This is a genomic window from uncultured Pelagibacterium sp. (assembly GCF_963972885.1).
In the GTDB taxonomy this organism is placed as follows: Bacteria; Pseudomonadota; Alphaproteobacteria; order Rhizobiales; family Devosiaceae; genus Pelagibacterium; species Pelagibacterium nitratireducens.
The window spans coordinates 1-17,936 of the sequence record NZ_CAXAXY010000061.1 but is presented as its reverse complement, the minus strand read 5'-3'; the positions used below and the strand labels follow the sequence as shown (position 1 = coordinate 17,936).

Sequence of the window (17,936 nt, the reverse complement as noted above, 5' to 3'; positions counted from 1 at the left end):
CACCATGGCGCGCTACAATGCCGAACTCAACCGCCGCGTTTATGGCGCTGCGCTGCGGCTTTCCGATGCTCAGCGCCGCTCAGACGAGGGGGCTTTCTGGAAATCGATCCACGGCACGCTGTCTCATCTCTACTGGGCCGACCGCATCTGGCTTTCCCGCTTCGGCGCCGCGCAGGCACCGGACGTGCCAATTGCACGCAGCGCAACCATGATCGAGGACTTCAACAGTCTGTGGGCACAGCGGCAGGACCTCGACCAGGTCCTGATCGAATGGGCCGATGCCATGACACCCGAAGAGATCGCAGGCGATCTGTCCTGGCACAGCGGGGCGGTCGGACGTGACATGTCAAAGCCGCGCGCGCTGCTCATCATGCAGATCTTCAATCACCAGACCCACCACCGCGGTCAGGTCCACGCGCTGATCACCCGGTTTGGCGAAAAGACAGGCGATACCGACCTGCCATTCGTGCTGCCCTGACGGGCAAGGGCCTTAAACCCGTCCAAGCCGTTGCACGCAGTACACGCCGGCGACTGTGCCCGATCGCTCACGAGTTGCCCTGAGGCTCCTGACCGGCAGCGTCGACGGCGGTTGCGATCGATTCGATACGGCGGGCGACATCGGCCAGCTTGGCGGCGAACTTGCTTTCCATGGTTTCGGCCTCGGCGGCCACGTCGTTGCCCGCCTTGGTCACCGTCTGCAGTTCGCCCCGCAGCTGCTCGAGCTTGCGCTCGGCCTCGACAAGCTCATCGACCACCGCAATTCCGGCCATGACCGTAAGCCGGTTATCGCCGATCTCGCCGAACGTGCCCTTGTAATCGTCGATATAGCTGTTGAATCGGGTGGCCAGCGACGAGAGGTGGGTTTCCTGCCCGTCCTCGCACGCCATGCGGTATTTGCGGCCATTGATTTCGACGCTGACTTCAGCCACGGGCATCTCCCTCTTCGAGCACTGAACGCACGCTGGTCATCGCCTCCTCGATGCGCCTGGAAACCGTCTCGGCGGCCTGGTCGAGCCGTTCGGCCCGCGCATTGGCCCGGTCGAGGTCTCCGGCCAGCCGCTGGCTGTCGGCCTGAAGCTGGGACGATGTGCGCAGCCGTCCCGACAGCGAGCGGACCGATGTGTCGAGCCGGTTGAGCGCCCGGTCGAGCCGTTCGATGGCTGTGGTAAAGCTCTCTCCGGTCGATGGCGATGTCACTTTGGGCGCGTCCTTCGAATCCATTGCCTCTGGTGCCCACAATAACCCCAAAAGTGGCGGAAATGGCAAGGGCGCCACCCCCCGGGCAAGACGGCCCCGACATTGACTCGTTAACCGGACCTGTTATGTGTCTGCCTCGCGCGACCGGGCCGTCTCGTGCGGACCGCCGCATCGCCATTTTTCCTAACGTCGAACGCTTCGGGATATCATGACAGACAGAGCCAAACACGATGCCATGGCCAATGCCATTCGCGCCCTTTCCATGGACGCCGTGCAGGCCGCCAATTCCGGCCATCCGGGACTGCCCATGGGCGGCGCCGACATCGCCACCGTGCTGTTCACCAAGATCATGAAATTCGACCCCAAGGCCCCCCACTGGCCGGACCGTGACCGGTTCGTGCTCTCGGCGGGCCACGGTTCGATGCTGCTTTATTCCTCGCTTTACCTTCTGGGCTACGAGGACATGACGCTCGACGACATCAAAAATTTCCGCCAGCTCGGTTACAAGACTGCCGGCCATCCCGAATACGGCCACGCCGATGGCATCGAAACCACCACGGGGCCGCTGGGCCAGGGCCTTGGCAATTCGGTCGGCATGGCGATCGCCGAAGCCCATCTCAACGCCGAATACGGCGATGATCTGGTCAACCATTTCACCTACGTCTATGCCGGTGACGGGTGCCTTATGGAAGGCATTTCCCAGGAATCGATCTCGCTGGCCGGGCATCTGAAACTCAACAAGCTTATCGTCATCTGGGACAACAACGACATCACCATCGACGGCAAGGTCTCGATGGCCGATTCCACCGACCAGATCGCCCGCTTCAAGGCTGTCGGCTGGAACACGATGGAAATCGACGGTCACGATCCCGACCAGATCGAAAAGGCACTAAAGGACGCCCAGAAGTCCGACAAGCCGACGCTCATTGCCGCCAAGACCACGATCGGCTTCGGTTCGCCCAACAAGGCCGGCACCGCCAAGGCGCACGGCTCCCCGCTCGGAACCGACGAAATTGCACTGGCCAAGGCCGAGCTCGGCTGGAAATACGGCCCGTTCGAGGTGCCCGAAGATTTGATGGACGCCTGGCGGCTTGCGGGCAACCGCGGCACCAAGGCGCGCAGCGCCTGGACCGAACGCCTCAATGCCGCAGATGCCGAGACCAAGGGCGAATTCGAGCGCCGCATGCGCGGCGATCTGCCTGAAGCGCTCAAGACGGCGATGGCCAGCTACAAGCACAAGCTCGCCGAGGAAAAGCCCAAGCTCGCCACCCGCGCCTCCTCCCAGAAGGCGCTCGAAGTCATCAATGGCGCCATGCCCGAAACCCTCGGTGGTTCGGCCGATCTGACCGGCTCGAACAATACCAATACCTCCCAGACCCTGCCGCTGACCGCCAACGATTATTCGGGCCGCTATGTCCATTACGGTATCCGCGAGCACGGCATGGTTTCGGCCATGAACGGAATTGCGCTCCATGGCGGGCTCTACCCCTATGGCGGCACCTTTCTGACCTTTACCGACTACTGCCGCCCTTCGATCCGGCTTGCCGCCCTGATGGGCATCCGGGTCGGGCTCGTCATGACCCATGATTCCATCGGTCTGGGCGAAGACGGGCCGACCCATCAGCCGGTCGAACATCTGGCAGCCCTCAGGGCCATCCCCGGCCTTCTGGTCTTCCGCCCCGCCGACGCCATGGAAGCGGCCGAATGCTGGGAAATCGCCCTCGAACGCTTCAAGCAGCCTTCGGTGCTCGCGCTTTCGCGCCAGAACCTGCCGGCATTGCGCACCGAATACTCCAAAGACAACCAGTGCCTGCGCGGCGCGTATTCGATCTGGGGTGACAAGGACGCCGACGTCGTCATCTTCGGCACCGGCTCGGAAACCCAGCTTGCCGTCGAAGCCGCCAAGGAGCTGACCGACGAGGGCATTTCGGCCCGCGCGGTATCGGTGCCTTCGATGGAATTGTTTTGGGCCCAGTCCGAAGATTACAAGCGTACGGTGTTTGGCAAGGCGCGGGCCCGCGTCGCCATCGAGGCGGGCATCGAGATGGGGTGGTCCAAATTCCTCGGCGAGAAGGGCCGCTTTGTCGGCATGACCGGGTTCGGTGCCTCGGGCGAGATCAACGCGCTCTACAACCACTTCGGTATTACAACCAAAGCCGCTGTTGAAGCGGCCAAAGCCCAACTTTAAGAGACTTTCAAATCCCGAGGGGCGTGTTCAGCGCCCCTTTTTCCTCCCGTTCGGCATATCCATACTCAAGGAGTAGCTCCATGACCGTCCGCGTCGCCATCAACGGATTTGGCCGCATCGGCCGCAACGTCCTGCGCGCCATCATCGAATCCGGCCGCACCGACATCGAGGTCGTTGCCATCAACGACCTCGGGCCGGTGGAAACCAATGCCCACCTGATCCGCTACGATTCGGTGCATGGCCGCTTTCCCGGCACCGTGACGGTTTCAGGCGATACGATCGACGTGGGCCGTGGCCCGATCAAGGTGACTGCCGTACGCAATCCTGCCGAACTGCCTCATGGGGAGATGGGCGTCGATATCGTGATGGAATGCACGGGCATTTTTACCTCCAAGGAAAAGGCCTCGGCCCATCTCGAAGCCGGCGCCAAGAAAGTGATCGTTTCGGCACCCGCCGAAGGCGCGGACCTGACGGTGGTCTATGGCGTCAACCACGACAAGCTTTCGCCCGAGCATTCGGTGATCTCGAACGCCTCGTGCACCACCAACTGCCTGGCCCCGGTCGCCTATGTCCTCAATGAAGCCGTGGGCATCGAAAAAGGCTTCATGACCACGATCCACTCCTACACCGGTGACCAGCCCACGCTCGACACCATGCACAAGGATCTCTATCGCGGTCGCGCCGCGGCGCTCTCGATGATCCCCACCACCACGGGCGCCGCCAAGGCCGTGGGCCTGGTGTTGCCCGAACTCAATGGTAAGCTCGACGGCACCTCGATCCGCGTGCCGACCCCCAATGTGTCGGTGGTGGACTTCAAGTTCATCGCCAAAAGGACAACTTCGGTCGAGGAAATCAACACGGCGATCAAGACCGCTGCCGAGGGCAAGCTCAAGGGTATCCTGGGATTTACCAACGAAAAGCTGGTGTCGACCGATTTCAACCACGATCCCCATTCCTCGATCTTTCACATGGACCAGACCAAGGTCATGGAAGGCACTTTCGTGCGTATCCTGTCCTGGTACGACAATGAATGGGGGTTCTCCAACCGCATGAGCGACACCGCCGTGGCGTTTGGCAAGGTGCTCTGAGCCCAACGATTGCCAATCGAAGGGCGCTCCGTTCGGAGCGCCTTTTTCTTGCCTATCGCCCGCCCTTGAGCCACTGTGATGGCCGAGGGGACCTTTCGAATTCCAGACCGGATGGATGCGACCATGACTGCCGCCTTCAAGACCCTTGACGATTTCGACCTCGACGGGAAACGCGTGCTTGTCCGCGTCGACCTCAACGTGCCCGTCAAGGATGGCAAGGTGAGCGACGCCACCCGCGTCGAGCGTGTGGCCCACACCATCCAGGAGATCGCCAACAAGGGCGGTTTGCCAATCCTTCTTGCCCATTTCGGACGCCCCAAGGGCAAGGTCGATCCCGACATGAGCCTCAAGGTGGTGGTGAGCGCCCTGCACAAGATCATCGGCAAGCCGGTCCATTTCGCGTCCACCGACTGGTCCGATATCTCCGATGCAAAGAAGGTGATTCAAAGCGCCGAAGCCGGTTCGGTGGTGCTCATGGAAAACACCCGCTTCCATCCCGGCGAGGAGGCCAACGATCCCGAACTGGTCGCCACCATGGCTTCGCTGGGTGACCTCTATGTCAACGATGCCTTTTCGGCGGCCCACCGCGCCCATGCCTCGACCGAAGGCCTGGCGCACGCCCTGCCCGCCGCCGCCGGCCGTGCCATGGAAGCCGAACTCAAGGCGCTCGAAGCCGGGCTGGGCAATCCGGCAAAGCCGGTCATCGCCATCGTCGGCGGCGCCAAGGTCTCCACCAAGATCGACCTGCTCGAAAATCTCGTCACACGGGTCGAGGCGCTGGTGATCGGCGGCGGCATGGCCAACACCTTCATCTACGCGCTGGGCTATGACGTGGGCAAATCGCTGTGCGAACGCGACCTCAAGGAAACCGCGCTGCGCATAATGGACAAGGCCGAAGAAGCCCGCTGCGCCATCATCCTGCCTATCGACGGCGTCGTCGCCTGGCATTTCAAGGCCGATACGCCAAGCCGCGTTTATGGGCTCGACGCCATCGACAAGGACGGCATGGTGCTCGACGCCGGGCCGCAATCGGTCGAAAAGATCAAGACCGCGATCAACGAAGCCAAAACCGTCGTCTGGAACGGCCCACTGGGTGCCTTCGAGATGCATCCATTCGACACGGCAACCGTCGAGATTGCCAAATACACCGCCGAACGCACCAAAAAAGGGCTTCTGACTTCGGTCGCGGGTGGTGGCGATACCGTCGCGGCCCTGGCCCATGCCGGGGTCAAGGACAGCTTCACCTATGTCTCGACTGCCGGTGGCGCCTTTCTCGAATGGATGGAAGGCAAACCGCTTCCGGGCGTGGATGCACTCAAACCCCGTTGAGTAAACAGACAACGCCCGCCTAATCCCTTCGTTCTATACCCGAACGTCTAATCGATTGTGACCGTGACGTTCGGGTATTTTAGCCCCACATTCACATCCATGGGGTTTAGCGTCCGATGTCTCGACTGAGCGAGATCGCCAACCAGCTCGTTGCGCCCGGCAAGGGCATCCTGGCCGCCGACGAATCGACCGGCACCATCAAGAAACGCTTCGATTCCATCTCCCTGGAATCGACCGAAACAAATCGTCGCGACTATCGCGAGATGCTGTTCGGCGCCACCGAAGCGATGACCGACTATATTTCCGGCGTCATCCTGTTTGACGAAACGATCCGCCAATCAGCCGCCGATGGCACGCCCTTCGTCGACATGCTCCGCGCCACCAACTGCCTGCCCGGCATCAAGGTCGATACCGGCGCCAAGCCCATGCCCGGCTATATCGATGAGACGGTGACCGAAGGCCTCGATGGCCTGCGCGACCGCCTCGCCGAATACGCACGGATCGGCGCCGCCTTTGCCAAATGGCGCGGCGTCATCGGCATCGGCGAAAACAAGCCCACCCGCGCTTCGGTCCACGCCAACGCCCATGCCCTCGCCCGCTATGCGGCGCTCTGCCAGGAAGCGGGCATCGTGCCGATCGTCGAACCCGAAGTACTGGCCGACGGCAAGCCCGGCAACCACACGATCGAAACCTGCGAAAAAGTCACCACCGACACGCTCGGCGAAGTCTTCGAACAGCTGCGCATGGCCGGTGTGGCGCTCGATGGGATGATCTTGAAACCCAACATGGTGATCCCCGGCGTCAACGGCCCCAAGGTCTCCATCGAAGAGGTCGCCGAACGCACGGTACGGACGCTGAAGGCCACTGTGCCCTCCATCGTTCCCGGTATCGCTTTCCTTTCGGGCGGCCAGACCTCCGAACAGGCCAGCGCCAATCTCTCGGCCATGCACAATATCGGCAAGCTGCCCTGGGCGCTGACCTTTTCCTACGGCCGTGCTTTGCAGGCCGAAGCGCTTCAGACCTGGGGCGGCAAGGCCGAAAATGTCGAAGCTGGACGCCGCGCGTTCATCCACCGCGCCAGGATGAATTCGCTGGCCTCGCTGGGCCGGTGGGCTCCCGAACTCGACAGGGCGGCCTGAACGGTTTTTCCGGCGGCAAGGCCGGAAAAGCGCTGGCATCGTACTGCCGAATAGTCTTCCCATACGCAAAGGGACGCTGTATCGACGCAGCGTCCCTTTTTTTGTCATTGTTTGGCGGCAAAGGGGAGCGAAACGACTGGGGCACCATGGCAGAAATATTCCTGATTGCAGAGCCGGAGATCGATGTTGAACGGCTCGAAGCGACTTTGGCACGCGTGCCGGCTGCGGCGCTGTTGCTCAAGGCTGGCGAGGAGGACGATTTCGCCTATACCGACCGTGCAAAGACGCTGGCCAAAATCGCTCAGAAAACCAATTGCGCCGTACTGCTCGACAACCGGCCCGATCTGGTCAGGAAAGCCTATGTGGATGGCGTGCACATGTCGGGCGGCATCAAGGCACTGCGCGAAGCGTTGGACGCACTCAAGCCCGATTTCATCGTGGGCACCGGCGATATCGGCTCGCGACACGAGGCCATGACCCGGGGCGAGCTCGATATCGACTATTTAATGTTTGGCGACCGCACCGATGTCGACGGGCGCGAGATGGCCGATTGGTGGGCCGAAACCTTCGAGGTGCCCTCGGTTTTTTGCGCCGACCTCTCACAGGATCTCTCCGGCCTCAAATCCGAATTTGCCGCATTCGTGCAGGCCGACTGGGACAAGATCGCCCCCGGAGACGCCACATGAGACTGTCAGCAACACTCCTTGCCGGGCTTATCGCGCTCTCCCCCGTCTTAGCCGTTGCCCAGAGCCAGCAGATGGACGAAGCACTCGACATCTCGCGCATGCTGCTCAACCCGCCCGAGGGCGTCGATCTGGCCTATGGCGCCTTCCAGCGCGGCTACTATCTGACCGCCCTGCGGCTGGCCGAACGTCGCGCCGCGACCGGCGATGCCGTGGCGCAGACCCTGATCGCGGAAATCCACGCCAATGGGCTCGGCGTGCCACAGGATATCCCGCGCGCCATCACCTGGTACGCCCAGGCCGACCAGAACGGTGACATTCAGGCGACGTTCCAGCTCGCCATGATCTATCAGACCGGCACTGGCGTGCCACGCAATCGCGAACGCGCCGCCGCGCTGTTCCAAAAGGCCGCCGATGGCGGGCATATGGCGGCCAAGTACAATCTGGGCCTGCTCCATGTGGAGGGAACCTATGCCGAACCCAGTCTCGTCCAGGCGGCCGAGTTGATCGGGGAGGCGGCCGAAGCGGGGCTTCCCGAAGCGCAATATGACTATGCCATCATGCTGCTCGAGGGCGCCGGGGTCGCGCCCGATACCGCCGGGGCACTCGATCTCCTCGAAATGGCCGCCGAACAGGGCCTGCCCGAAGCCCAGGTCGAATACGCAACCTTGCTCTATATGGGTGCCCGTGACGGCACCCGCGATGCCCAGGGCGCTGCGCGCTGGTATGGCCGCGCCGCCGAGGCCGGAAATGCAGTGGGTCAGGTGCGCTACGCGATGATGCTGGCCGCTGCCGAAGGTGTCGCCGAAGATATCGAGACCGCCGCCATGTACCGCACCCTGGCCCGCAGGCAGGGTTTGACCGAGGACGCACTCGAACAGATGCTGCGCGGCATCGCCCCGGAGACCCTCGCCCGTGCCGAAGAACGGGCCCGCTATTGGCCCGGCGTTCCACCCTCGGAAAATGCCGCTGCCGATACCGGGCAGGCCCCCGCCGGGGTCTCGCTTCCCAATACCCTGGATACCCCGCCCATTCTTCTCGACGGGCTTACCGACTCCCGATGATCGGCCAAAACGTTCTATGGCTTGAAAACCGCCCCGTTCTGGGGCAAAAGCCAGCCCACCAGTATTATCGGCCCTGAGCGCCCTTCCGCGCGGGCGCAGCAACGAAAAGTTTTTTTGCAATGAAGATCAACGGTAACGAAATCCGTCCCGGCAACGTGATCATGCATCAGGACCGCCTCTGGGTCGCGGTCAAGGTCGATCACGTCAAGCCCGGCAAGGGCGGCGCCTATGCGCAGGTCGAACTCAAGGCCATTCAGGGCACCACCAAGCTCAACGAACGCTTCCGTTCGGCCGAGACGGTCGAGCGCGTGACGCTCGAACAGCGCGATTTCCAGTATCTTTATGCCCAGGGCGACGCTCTGGTGTTCATGAACACCGAAAGCTACGAGCAGATCGAACTGGCCACCGACTTCGTCGGCGAGCGCGCCGCCTTCCTTCAGGATGGCATGATGGTGACCGTCGAAATGTACGAAGAGACGCCCCTTGGCGTGCAGCTTCCCGCGCAGGTGACCCTCGAAGTCACCGACACCGAGCCGGTGGTCAAGGGCCAGACGGCGGCCAATTCCTTCAAGCCCGCAACGCTCGAAAACGGCGTCAAGACAATGGTCCCGCCCTTTGTCGGCATCGGCCAGAAGATCATCGTCGATACCACTGAAGTGACCTATATCCGCCGCGCGGATTGATTTTCGGCCACCTCCGCAATTTCCCCGCCCTCCCCGTCAAGGGAGGGTGTTTTCTTTGACTGCACGGCAGCGCGTGCTAGAGAGCACCGCACAATCGCCTGCCAGCCGGTACAGAGACAAGCGTAAAGGATACTATCATGGCTCGCTCAGCGCTGATGAACATCATGGTCAACACAGCCATGAAAGCCGGCAGGGGCCTGATCCGCGATTTCGGCGAAGTCGAAAACCTGCAGGTCTCGCGCAAAGGGCCGGCCGATTACGTTTCGGTTGCCGACAAGCGCTCCGAAAAGGTCGTCATGGACGAGTTGATGAAGGCCCGTCCCACCTATTCCTTCCTCATGGAAGAAGGCGGGGAAATCAAGGGTACCGACGGTATGCACCGCTGGATCGTCGACCCCATCGACGGGACGACCAATTTCCTGCACGGCGTGCCCATTTTTGCCGTCGCCATCGCGCTCGAACGCAATGACGAGATCGTCTCCTCGGTCATCTACAACCCGGTGATGGACGAATTGTTCACCGCCGAAAAGGGCAATGGCGCCTGGCTCAACAACCGCCGCCTGCGCGTTGCCGGCCGCAAGCATCTTTCCGAAGCGCTCATGTGCACGGGCATCAACTCGCAGGGCCGGGCGCTCGACGCATTGCAATTGCGCCAGCTGGCTCACATCACCCCCGCCGTTTCGGGTATCCGGCGCTCTGGCTCGATCTCGATGGATCTGGCATGGCTGGCCGCCGGGCGGTTCGACGGGGTCTGGGAAGCGGGCCTGAAGCCCTGGGACGTCGCGCCGGGCCTGCTGGTTGTCAAGGAAGCCGGCGGCTTCCTGACCGACTTTGCCGGTGGCAATGATGCGGTTGCCAAGGGCGAAGTGGTCGCCGGCAACGAGCTTATCCAGCGCGAACTGCTCAAGGCCATCCAGTCGGTGAAATAGAGGTCACTTTTCCTTAACCATCGCTCAAGTCATTGTCAGGTCACCATGGTCTGACTAAGCTGGCGCAAATTTGACACGCTGGCCGGTCACTTGACCGGCAGCGCTGCCAGGAGCCGGCCCTTTATGACGCAATCATACGACCCGTATCGCCTCGCCAATCCTTCGGTCTATCTCATCAAGATGGTGATTTTCCTCGTCCTCGTGGCGATGGTGGCGATCATCCTTCTGCCGCAACTGCTCGACGCGTTCTGGTCCAACCCGTTCATCAACGGCATGATCCTGTTCGTTCTGCTGGTCGGCATCATCCTGTCCTTCCGGCAGGTGATCCGCCTGTTCCCCGAGGTCAATTGGGTCAATTCGCTCCAGGAGGGCAATGCCGGCCAATTGCGCCGCGCGCCCGTCCTGCTTGCGCCCGTCGCTGCGATCATGCGCGACCGCCTCGGCGAGACGGTGATTACCCCCGCTTCCATGCGTTCGATCCTTGATTCGGTGGGCATCCGGCTCGATGAAGCCAAGGATACGGCGCGCTATCTTACCGGCCTGCTGGTCTTCCTGGGCCTGCTCGGCACATTCTACGGCCTGCTCCAGACAGTGGGCGCCGTCTCCGGCGTCATTCAGAACCTCGACGTCACATCGGGCGACACCACAAACATCTTCGGCAATCTCAAGGATGGGCTCGAGGCCCCGCTGGGCGGCATGTCGATCGCCTTTGCGTCCTCGCTGTTCGGCCTGTCAGGATCTCTGGTGCTGGGGTTTTTGGACCTGCAGGCCGGCCAGGCCCAGAACGCTTTCTATACCGATCTCGAGGACTGGATGAGTTCGATGACCGAACTCGATCATCCCATCGCCACAATGCAGGCCAACAATTTCGGCGTATCCGGCCCCGAAATGCAGCAGATGTTCGAACGGCTCGGCGCGACGATGCAGACCCAGAACTCCTCCCAGAACGCCATTCGCGCCATGGCCGAGCTGGCCAAGGGAATCGACGGGCTGGTCAAGCACATAAGGGCCGAACAGGAAGATCTGCGCGCCCACATCGCCGAACAGGCCGAGGTCAACAAGCGTCTCACGACGCTGATCGACACCCTGTTGCAGGACAATGACCGTCCCCGCGACGGCCAGAACTAGGACCCCTCGCCCATGGCACTCGTCCGCGGACGCTCTTCTGCTGAACGCCCCAGCTACTGGCCCGGCTATGTCGACGCGCTGTCGAGCCTGTTGCTGGTCATCATCTTCCTGCTCTCACTGTTCATGATCGCCCAGTTCTTCCTTAACCAGGAAATCCTTGGCCGCGACACGGCACTGTCCCGGCTCAATGCCCAGATTGCCGAGTTGACCGAACTGCTCCAGCTCGAACGCGCCAATTCCGAGGAACTCGAGCTTTCCATTTCCTCGCTCTCGGCAACGCTTTCCGGCGTCGAGGCCGAGCGCGACAGCCTGCAAGACCAGTTGGCCGGGCTGGGCGATGGCATCGCCGATTATGATTCCACCATCGCCGGGCTCGAAACCGAATTGTCCGAAGAGCGCGAGCTGTCCTCGGAAGCCCAGGCGCAGGTCGCCCTGCTCAACCAGCAGCTTGCCGCGTTACGCCAGCAGATCGGTGCCCTCGAAGCGGCACTGGAGGCGTCCGAACTGCGCGACACCGAGAGCCGCACCCAGATCGCCGATCTGGGGCGCCGTCTCAACCTCGCCCTCGCCCAGCGTGTGCAGGACCTTTCGCGCTACCGCTCGGATTTTTTCGGCCGCTTGCGCGAAATCCTTGAAGGACGGTCCGACGTGCAGGTGGTTGGCGATCGTTTCGTCTTCCAGTCCGAAGTTCTTTTTGACGCCGGACAGGCCCAGATTTCCACCGAGGGACAATCCCAGATCAGCGCGCTCGCCGATGCCATTCTCGAGCTGGAAACCGAAATTCCCGCCGACATTCCCTGGGTGTTGCGCATCGATGGACACACCGACCGCCGCCCGATTTCAACCCCCCAGTTCCCTTCGAACTGGGAGCTTTCGGCGGCGCGCGCTATTTCGGTCGCCAAGCTTTTGGTCGAACAGGGTGTGTCGCCCAATCGGCTGGTGGCAGCAGGGTTCGGTGAATATGCCCCTCTTGACCCTGCCGACAACGACGAGGCCTACCGCCGCAACCGGCGTATCGAATTCAAGCTGACCGAGGCCTAGAGACATTCGCCATGGAGCAGGTCACCGGCCAATGCCTGTGCGGTGCGGTCAAGATCACCGCCAACGGCAAACCTGACCGGGTGGGCCTGTGCCATTGCCTCGATTGTCGCAAGCATCACGGCGCGTTGTTTTACGCCGCCGCGATCTTCGCCCAGGATGCAGTGAGTATTGCCGGGCAGACCCAAGCCTATCAGGGCCGCCACTTCTGTCCGCGCTGCGGCTCGTCCGTCTTTGCCCGGTCGGGCGACGAGATCGAAGTGCATCTGGGCATTCTGGACACGCCAGACCTTTTTACACCCATCTATGAGAACTGGACGATCCGGCGCGAGGCCTGGTTGCCGGTCTTCCCGCTCACGGCACACTACGAACGCGATCGCGAGCAATAGGGCGCGGGCCTCTCGCGCGCCCAATCCGCAAAAGCCGTTTCCAACCCCGATCGCGTCGAGGACATGCTTTTGCCGGATACGCTCTAACCTGCCGCCAGAGCCTCCTCGTTGAGCCGGAACTGGAGCTTGGCCAACTCGGCGTAACGGCCGCCCTTCTTGACCAATTGGCCGTGCGTTCCCTCGTCGATCAACTGCCCTTTTTCGAGCACCAGGATGCGGTCGGCGTTGCGGATCGTCGCCAGCCGGTGGGCAATGACCAGCGTGGTCCGTCCTTCCATAAGGCGTTCGAGCGCCTGCTGGACGAGATGCTCGCTCTGCGCATCGAGTGCGCTCGTCGCCTCGTCGAGCAACAGGATCGGCGCATCCTTGAGCAACGCCCGGGCAATTGCCACCCGCTGCTTTTGCCCACCAGACAGCATGACACCGCGCTCGCCCACCAGCGTATCGAACCCTTTGGGGAGGTCTTCGACAAACCCGGTCACCAACGCCGCATCGGCCGCGGTGCGAATTTCCGCCATCGTGGCATCGGGCTTGGCAAAGCGGATATTATCGGTGATCGAGCCGGCAAAGATCACCGGCTCCTGATCGACCGAGGCAAACCGCTGGCGCAGATCGGCCGGATCGGCATCGCGCACATCGACACCGTCGACGATGATGGCGCCCGAATTGACGTCGTAGAACCGCTGCAACAGCGCAAAAACCGTCGATTTTCCTGCTCCCGACGCGCCGACAAGCGCCACGGTTTCACCCGGCTCGACGGCAAAGGACAATTGCGAGAGGATCGGCGCATCGTCGCGCGTCATATAGGAGAAATCGACGCCCTCGAACGCCACCTTGCCCAATGGCGGCACAGGCATGGCCACCGGATCGGGACGGATCGGCAGGCTCGAGCGCGTATCGAGCAATTCGATCAGCCGCTCGGTGGCCCCCGACACTTGCTGGAGCGTGCCAAACAGGTCGCTCATATTGGTGAGCGCACTTGTGGCAATCACCGCATAGATGGCGAACTGGACGACCTCGCCAACACTGATCATCCCCGCAAACACGGCCTGGCTGCCCAGCCAGACCAGCACCACCAGCGCCGACATGGTGACAAACATCACAATCCCGATGAGCAGCGAGCGCGTCAGAAGCCGCTTGAGCTCGGCCCGATAGGTGGTTTCCGCATAGCCCTGGAAAAGCTGTTGCTGGCTTTCCTCCTGCACGAAGGACTTGACGGTTTTGACCGAGGACAGCGTCTCGGTAACCATGGCCGAAAGATCGGCCAACGTATCCTGGGTCACCCGTGACACGTTTTTCATCCGCCGCCCCATGGCAACGAGCGGGAACACGATGATGGGAATGACCACGATAACCCCCAGCGCAAGCTGGAAATTGGTCAAAAACATCATCAACAGCGCACCGATCATCAGGATCAGCGAGCGCAGCGCCAGCGACGCGGACGATCCCACTGCGCTGCGGATCACAGCAACGTCGGCGTTGAGACGCGAGGTCAACTCGCCCACCCGGTTGACGTCGAAAAACGTCGCATCAAGGGTCAGCAAATGGTTGAAAACGTCCTGGCGCAAATCGGCGATCACCCGTTCGCCGATCACCGAGATCAGATAAAATCGCGCCCCCGCCGAAATCGCCATGACCGCGCCGATGACGATAATCAGCCACGCATAGGAGGAAACGATCTCGAAATTTTCAGTAACGAACCCTTCGTCGATGAAACTGCCGGCGAAATAGGGAATCGACAGAGAAGCAATCGCCGCGATCAAAAGAAAGGCCAGCGTCAGCACCAGCCGCAAGGGATAGCGCCCCAGATACGGCATAAGCCGGCTCAACGGCTTGAGCGAGGACGCCTGGGCGCCGGCCTTGAGACGCGGCACTTCGCTTTCGGCATCGTTTGGGGTGGGATTGGCAGCGGTTTCCGACATGGCGGGTTATTCCTGTTTGGGCCTAGATAGTCCCTGACCGGCCTCGGGGCAAGTTTGCATGCCGCCGATGTGCCTTCATGCCGCCCCTTGCGCTGTGGCGCTGCATTCTGTAAAAGGCCGCCAACGAATTTGCGAGACGTTTCGTCTGGGCGCGGTAGCGCCCGTTTGATTTAGGGCCCGATCCAATGAAAAAAGACATCCACCCCGACTACCACTTCATCACCGTAGCGATGACCGACGGGACCGAATACCAGACCCGTTCGACCTACGGCAAGGAAGGCGACAAGCTGACCCTCGACATCGACCCCACGACTCACCCGGCCTGGACCGGCGGTCAGGGCAAGCTCGTCGACCGTGGCGGCCGCGTGTCGCGCTTCAAGGAAAAGTTCAAGGGCATCCTGGGTTCGTAACAATCCAACACTTTTAAGACAAAAGCCCGGCCAATCGCGCCGGGCTTTTTGTTTTCGCCTGCCAGCTTAGCGACCGCCGAAAGCCGCCTTGAGTCGGTCCATCTGGGCCGACAAGGCATTTTCGCCTTCCGGCTCGGGGGGCAAATCCTCTCCACGCTCGATACGATCGAACTTGACGACGCGCTCGAACAGCCGATCGCCCTTGGCGATATAGGCTTTCATGGTTTCGGGAATGTCATCCCAGCCCGGACCACCGCGATCGGAGGGCAGCGCCGAGAACTTGACCTTGGATTTTTCACTGCGCGCCTGTTCAGGCGATATCTCGCCCTCGTTGACGGCGCGCTGCAGCAACAACCATGAGGCAAGCTGCATCAGCCGCGTGGTCAGCCGCATGCTCTCGGTGGCATAGAGGAAAGCGGCATCCCTGCTGAGCCCTTTGCTCTCGCCCCGCCCCTCGCCGTCGAGATAGGCCGCGACCTCCTCGATCAGGGTCATGCCCTCGCGATAGAGCAGATCGAACCCGCCCGATGTCAGCAGCCTGGGTGTCAATGCGACGGCATCGCTGGGGGACTTCATATCGTCCACGGGCACTCCTCGAACACTCTGGATTCTTCGGGCGCAGTCTATGCGTTTTTGGCCATCCCGTCATCACGGGCCGCCGAGGAGTTGCAACTAGCCTTAACGCAATTTGGTTCCGGCGATCGCCTGCCCCAGAAAAGAAAAAAGAGCCGTCAAGCAAACGGCTCTCGAAAGTTAACAGGGAGGCGTCAAACAGAGGGAAGGAACCGCTCTGAAAAACTCCAGCGCAAACTGGATGATGAAAACCTAAACCGAACCCGTAAAATTTTCCTTAACGCGACTCGCTTTTTTAACCTTACCGGCAGGTGACCATCGCTCCTCGCTTTTCTGCAGCTCCTAGAATTTGAACACCGCATCGGCCGCATCGCGGCTTGCCGTCTTGCCCTGGATGGCCGTTTCAAGACGAACAATTTCGGCCTTCAAAATTTCGATCCGATCCTCAAGTTCGTCGACCGACAGTGTGTCGAGAGGCATGCCAACCTCGTGGACCGGCATGCGGCGTGGGGCATCGTCTTCCATGCTGATCTCCTCAAATTTACTCTTGGCCCATTGTGGCGTGCGATTAAGATGGCGTCCATGACTATTCAAGATCAGATGCAAGCCATCGAAATCTCCGAGCCAGGTGGCCCCGAGGTTCTCAAGCCGATAAGTGTTCCCACACCCTCGCCCGCACCGGGCGAAGTGCTCATTGCCGTCGCGGCGGCCGGGGTCAACGGACCCGACATCTCCCAAAGACAGGGCGCTTATCCGCCGCCCGCCGATTCCTCCCCGCTCCCCGGCCTCGAAGTCTCCGGTGTCGTGGCGGCTCTCGGAGAAGGCGAAACCCGGTTTGCCCTCGGCGATGAGGTTGTGGCGCTCTGCAACGGTGGTGGTTATGCGGCCTATGTGGCCGTGCCCGCCGGTCAGGTTCTGCCCAAGCCCGAAAACTGGTCACATATCGAAGCGGCAACGCTGCCGGAAACCTTTTTTACTCTCCAGCAAACGCTTGTCGAACGGGCGGGGCTGGCAAGCGGTCAGACCGTTCTGATTCATGGGGGATCAGGCGGGATCGGCGCCAGCGCCATCCAGCTTTGCCGCCTCTTTGGTGCGACAGCCATCGCAACGACCTCCAGCGCTCAAAAGGCCAGCTATGCCCAAAGCATGGGCGCCGCCCATACGATCGATTACACCAGCGAGGACTTCATCGAGCGCACCAAAACCCTCACCGAGGGCCGGGGTGCCGACATCGTCATCGACATTATCGGCGGCGCGTACGCCAATCGCAACCTCAAGGCCTGCGCCTATGGCGGCCATGTCATTCAGCTGGCAATCCGGGGAGGCGCCAAAGCCGAGATCAATCTGGGCCTGGTTCTGATGAATGCGCTGACCCTTTCGGGATCGACCCTGCGCCCACAACCTGCAGCGACCAAGGCCCGGTTTGCCCAGGGCCTCGAGACCAGGATTTGGCCGGCCATCCAGGCGGGAAAAATCGTGCCGCCGCGCATCACGTCCTTCCCCCTTAAAAACGCCGCCGATGCCCACCGCGCCATGGAAGCCCCCGACCATTACGGCAAGATTGTCCTGACGGTCGGCAAGGACTCATGACCCTTAACTGGCCCACCCCACTCGTCATACCTCCGCGCCTTTCACCAGGCGATACCATAGCAATCGTCTCGCCAAGTTGGGGCGGCCCATCGGTCTTTCCCCATCGCTACGAGGCCGGGCTTTCCTGCCTGCGGGAGCGATTTGGATTTGAAATCGTCGAGATGCCCCACGCCCGTGCCGATGCGGACTGGTTGGCGGCGAACCCTTCCGCCCGCGCCGACGACATCATGGCTGCCTTTTCCGATCCCGGCATCAAGGGCGTGTTCGCCTCCATCGGCGGCGATGATGCCGTCAGGCTCGAACCATTTCTTGACCTGGCAGTGGTCGCCGCCAATCCCAAGCTGCTGATTGGCTATTCAGATACCACTGCAATCCATTTCGCCTGCCTCAGGGCCGGCTTGCAGAGCCTTTACGGCCCATCAGTGATGTCGGGCTTTGCCGAGAACGATGGAATCTCTCCCACCACAGAGGCATCGTTCCGCGCAGTGGCGATGGAAGGAAGCGCGCACGCCCTGCCCTGGAGCACCGAAGGGTGGACCGACCAGCTACTCGACTGGTCCGATCCCCAAAACCAGATCCGACCCCG

General features: G+C 61.6%; 20 protein-coding genes. 15 read left to right on the top strand and 5 right to left on the bottom strand.

Features of this window, described 5'->3' with window-relative positions:
• Nucleotides 1-478, top strand: a 478-nt coding sequence (locus tag AACZ55_RS10955; protein WP_339646044.1) for a DinB family protein, incomplete at its 5' end; no start/stop codon positions are given.
• Nucleotides 479-545: 67 nt separating this feature from the next.
• Here the strand turns inward: AACZ55_RS10955 and AACZ55_RS10950 are convergent.
• Both AACZ55_RS10950 and AACZ55_RS10945 read right to left on the bottom strand, forming a co-directional pair.
• A complete protein-coding gene (locus AACZ55_RS10950; RefSeq protein WP_338609435.1) occupies nt 546-935 on the bottom strand; it encodes a cell division protein ZapA in 390 nt (129 codons plus the stop codon).
• Nucleotides 922-1,197 (bottom strand): DUF4164 family protein, encoded by a 276-nt coding sequence (locus tag AACZ55_RS10945; RefSeq protein ID WP_339646042.1) that lies wholly within the window; start codon nt 1,195-1,197, stop codon nt 922-924. The genes AACZ55_RS10950 and AACZ55_RS10945 overlap by 14 nt, the downstream gene beginning before the upstream one ends.
• 208 nt (nt 1,198-1,405) lie before the next feature.
• Between AACZ55_RS10945 and tkt the strand changes: the two genes are divergently transcribed.
• The 11 genes from tkt to AACZ55_RS10890 all read left to right on the top strand — a co-directional run bounded on the left by tkt (nt 1,406) and on the right by AACZ55_RS10890 (nt 12,855).
• Entirely contained in the window at nt 1,406-3,385 is a 1,980-nt protein-coding gene (gene tkt, locus AACZ55_RS10940; protein WP_339646040.1) for a transketolase, read from the top strand.
• 80 nt (nt 3,386-3,465) lie between these two features.
• The gene (gap, locus tag AACZ55_RS10935; RefSeq protein WP_338609430.1) at nt 3,466-4,473 is read left to right on the top strand and encodes a type I glyceraldehyde-3-phosphate dehydrogenase; all 1,008 of its coding nucleotides are present in this window, start codon (nt 3,466-3,468) and stop codon (nt 4,471-4,473) included.
• Between the two features lie 123 nt (nt 4,474-4,596).
• Nucleotides 4,597-5,802, top strand: coding sequence for a phosphoglycerate kinase (locus tag AACZ55_RS10930; protein WP_339646038.1), 1,206 nt, complete (start codon nt 4,597-4,599; stop codon nt 5,800-5,802).
• Nucleotides 5,803-5,918: 116 nt separating this feature from the next.
• On the top strand, nt 5,919-6,941 hold the full coding sequence (locus tag AACZ55_RS10925) for a class I fructose-bisphosphate aldolase (protein WP_339646036.1): 1,023 nt from the start codon (nt 5,919-5,921) through the stop codon (nt 6,939-6,941).
• A gap of 146 nt (nt 6,942-7,087) precedes the next feature.
• Nucleotides 7,088-7,627, top strand: a complete 540-nt coding sequence (locus tag AACZ55_RS10920) for a thiamine phosphate synthase (RefSeq protein WP_339646034.1) — start codon at nt 7,088-7,090, stop codon at nt 7,625-7,627.
• Nucleotides 7,624-8,688: a tetratricopeptide repeat protein gene (locus AACZ55_RS10915; RefSeq protein ID WP_339646032.1), complete on the top strand. Its 1,065-nt coding sequence runs from the start codon at nt 7,624-7,626 to the stop codon at nt 8,686-8,688. The genes AACZ55_RS10920 and AACZ55_RS10915 overlap by 4 nt, the downstream gene beginning before the upstream one ends.
• A gap of 119 nt (nt 8,689-8,807) precedes the next feature.
• A complete protein-coding gene (gene efp / locus AACZ55_RS10910) occupies nt 8,808-9,371 on the top strand; it encodes an elongation factor P (RefSeq protein WP_338609425.1) in 564 nt (187 codons plus the stop codon).
• Nucleotides 9,372-9,508: 137 nt separating this feature from the next.
• Complete coding sequence (locus AACZ55_RS10905) at nt 9,509-10,300, top strand: inositol monophosphatase family protein (protein ID WP_339646030.1); 792 nt, start codon at nt 9,509-9,511, stop codon at nt 10,298-10,300.
• A gap of 123 nt (nt 10,301-10,423) precedes the next feature.
• On the top strand, nt 10,424-11,428 hold the full coding sequence (locus tag AACZ55_RS10900) for a flagellar motor protein MotA (RefSeq protein WP_338609421.1): 1,005 nt from the start codon (nt 10,424-10,426) through the stop codon (nt 11,426-11,428).
• 12 nt (nt 11,429-11,440) lie between these two features.
• Nucleotides 11,441-12,469, top strand: a complete 1,029-nt coding sequence (locus tag AACZ55_RS10895; RefSeq protein WP_338609419.1) for a peptidoglycan -binding protein — start codon at nt 11,441-11,443, stop codon at nt 12,467-12,469.
• A gap of 11 nt (nt 12,470-12,480) precedes the next feature.
• Entirely contained in the window at nt 12,481-12,855 is a 375-nt protein-coding gene (locus AACZ55_RS10890) for a GFA family protein (RefSeq protein WP_339646027.1), read from the top strand.
• An 83-nt stretch (nt 12,856-12,938) separates the two neighbouring features.
• Here the strand turns inward: AACZ55_RS10890 and AACZ55_RS10885 are convergent, their stop codons facing one another.
• A complete protein-coding gene (locus AACZ55_RS10885) occupies nt 12,939-14,777 on the bottom strand; it encodes an ABC transporter transmembrane domain-containing protein (RefSeq protein ID WP_338609417.1) in 1,839 nt (612 codons plus the stop codon).
• 185 nt (nt 14,778-14,962) lie between these two features.
• On the opposite strand from AACZ55_RS10885, the gene rpmE reads away from it, so the two are divergent.
• Entirely contained in the window at nt 14,963-15,187 is a 225-nt protein-coding gene (gene rpmE, locus AACZ55_RS10880) for a 50S ribosomal protein L31 (RefSeq protein WP_338609416.1), read from the top strand.
• A 66-nt stretch (nt 15,188-15,253) separates the two neighbouring features.
• Here rpmE and AACZ55_RS10875 read toward each other — a convergent pair whose 3' ends face one another.
• On the bottom strand, nt 15,254-15,763 hold the full coding sequence (locus AACZ55_RS10875) for a DUF1465 family protein (RefSeq protein WP_338610632.1): 510 nt from the start codon (nt 15,761-15,763) through the stop codon (nt 15,254-15,256).
• 339 nt (nt 15,764-16,102) lie between these two features.
• Nucleotides 16,103-16,285, bottom strand: a complete 183-nt coding sequence (locus tag AACZ55_RS10870) for a DUF1192 domain-containing protein (protein ID WP_339646025.1) — start codon at nt 16,283-16,285, stop codon at nt 16,103-16,105.
• Between the two features lie 57 nt (nt 16,286-16,342).
• On the opposite strand from AACZ55_RS10870, the gene AACZ55_RS10865 reads away from it, so the two are divergent.
• Both AACZ55_RS10865 and AACZ55_RS10860 read left to right on the top strand, forming a co-directional pair.
• On the top strand, nt 16,343-17,350 hold the full coding sequence (locus AACZ55_RS10865; RefSeq protein WP_339646023.1) for an NAD(P)H-quinone oxidoreductase: 1,008 nt from the start codon (nt 16,343-16,345) through the stop codon (nt 17,348-17,350).
• Nucleotides 17,347-17,936 (top strand): LD-carboxypeptidase (locus AACZ55_RS10860; protein ID WP_339646021.1); only part of this gene is annotated, 590 nt, incomplete at its 3' end. The genes AACZ55_RS10865 and AACZ55_RS10860, both read left to right, overlap by 4 nt.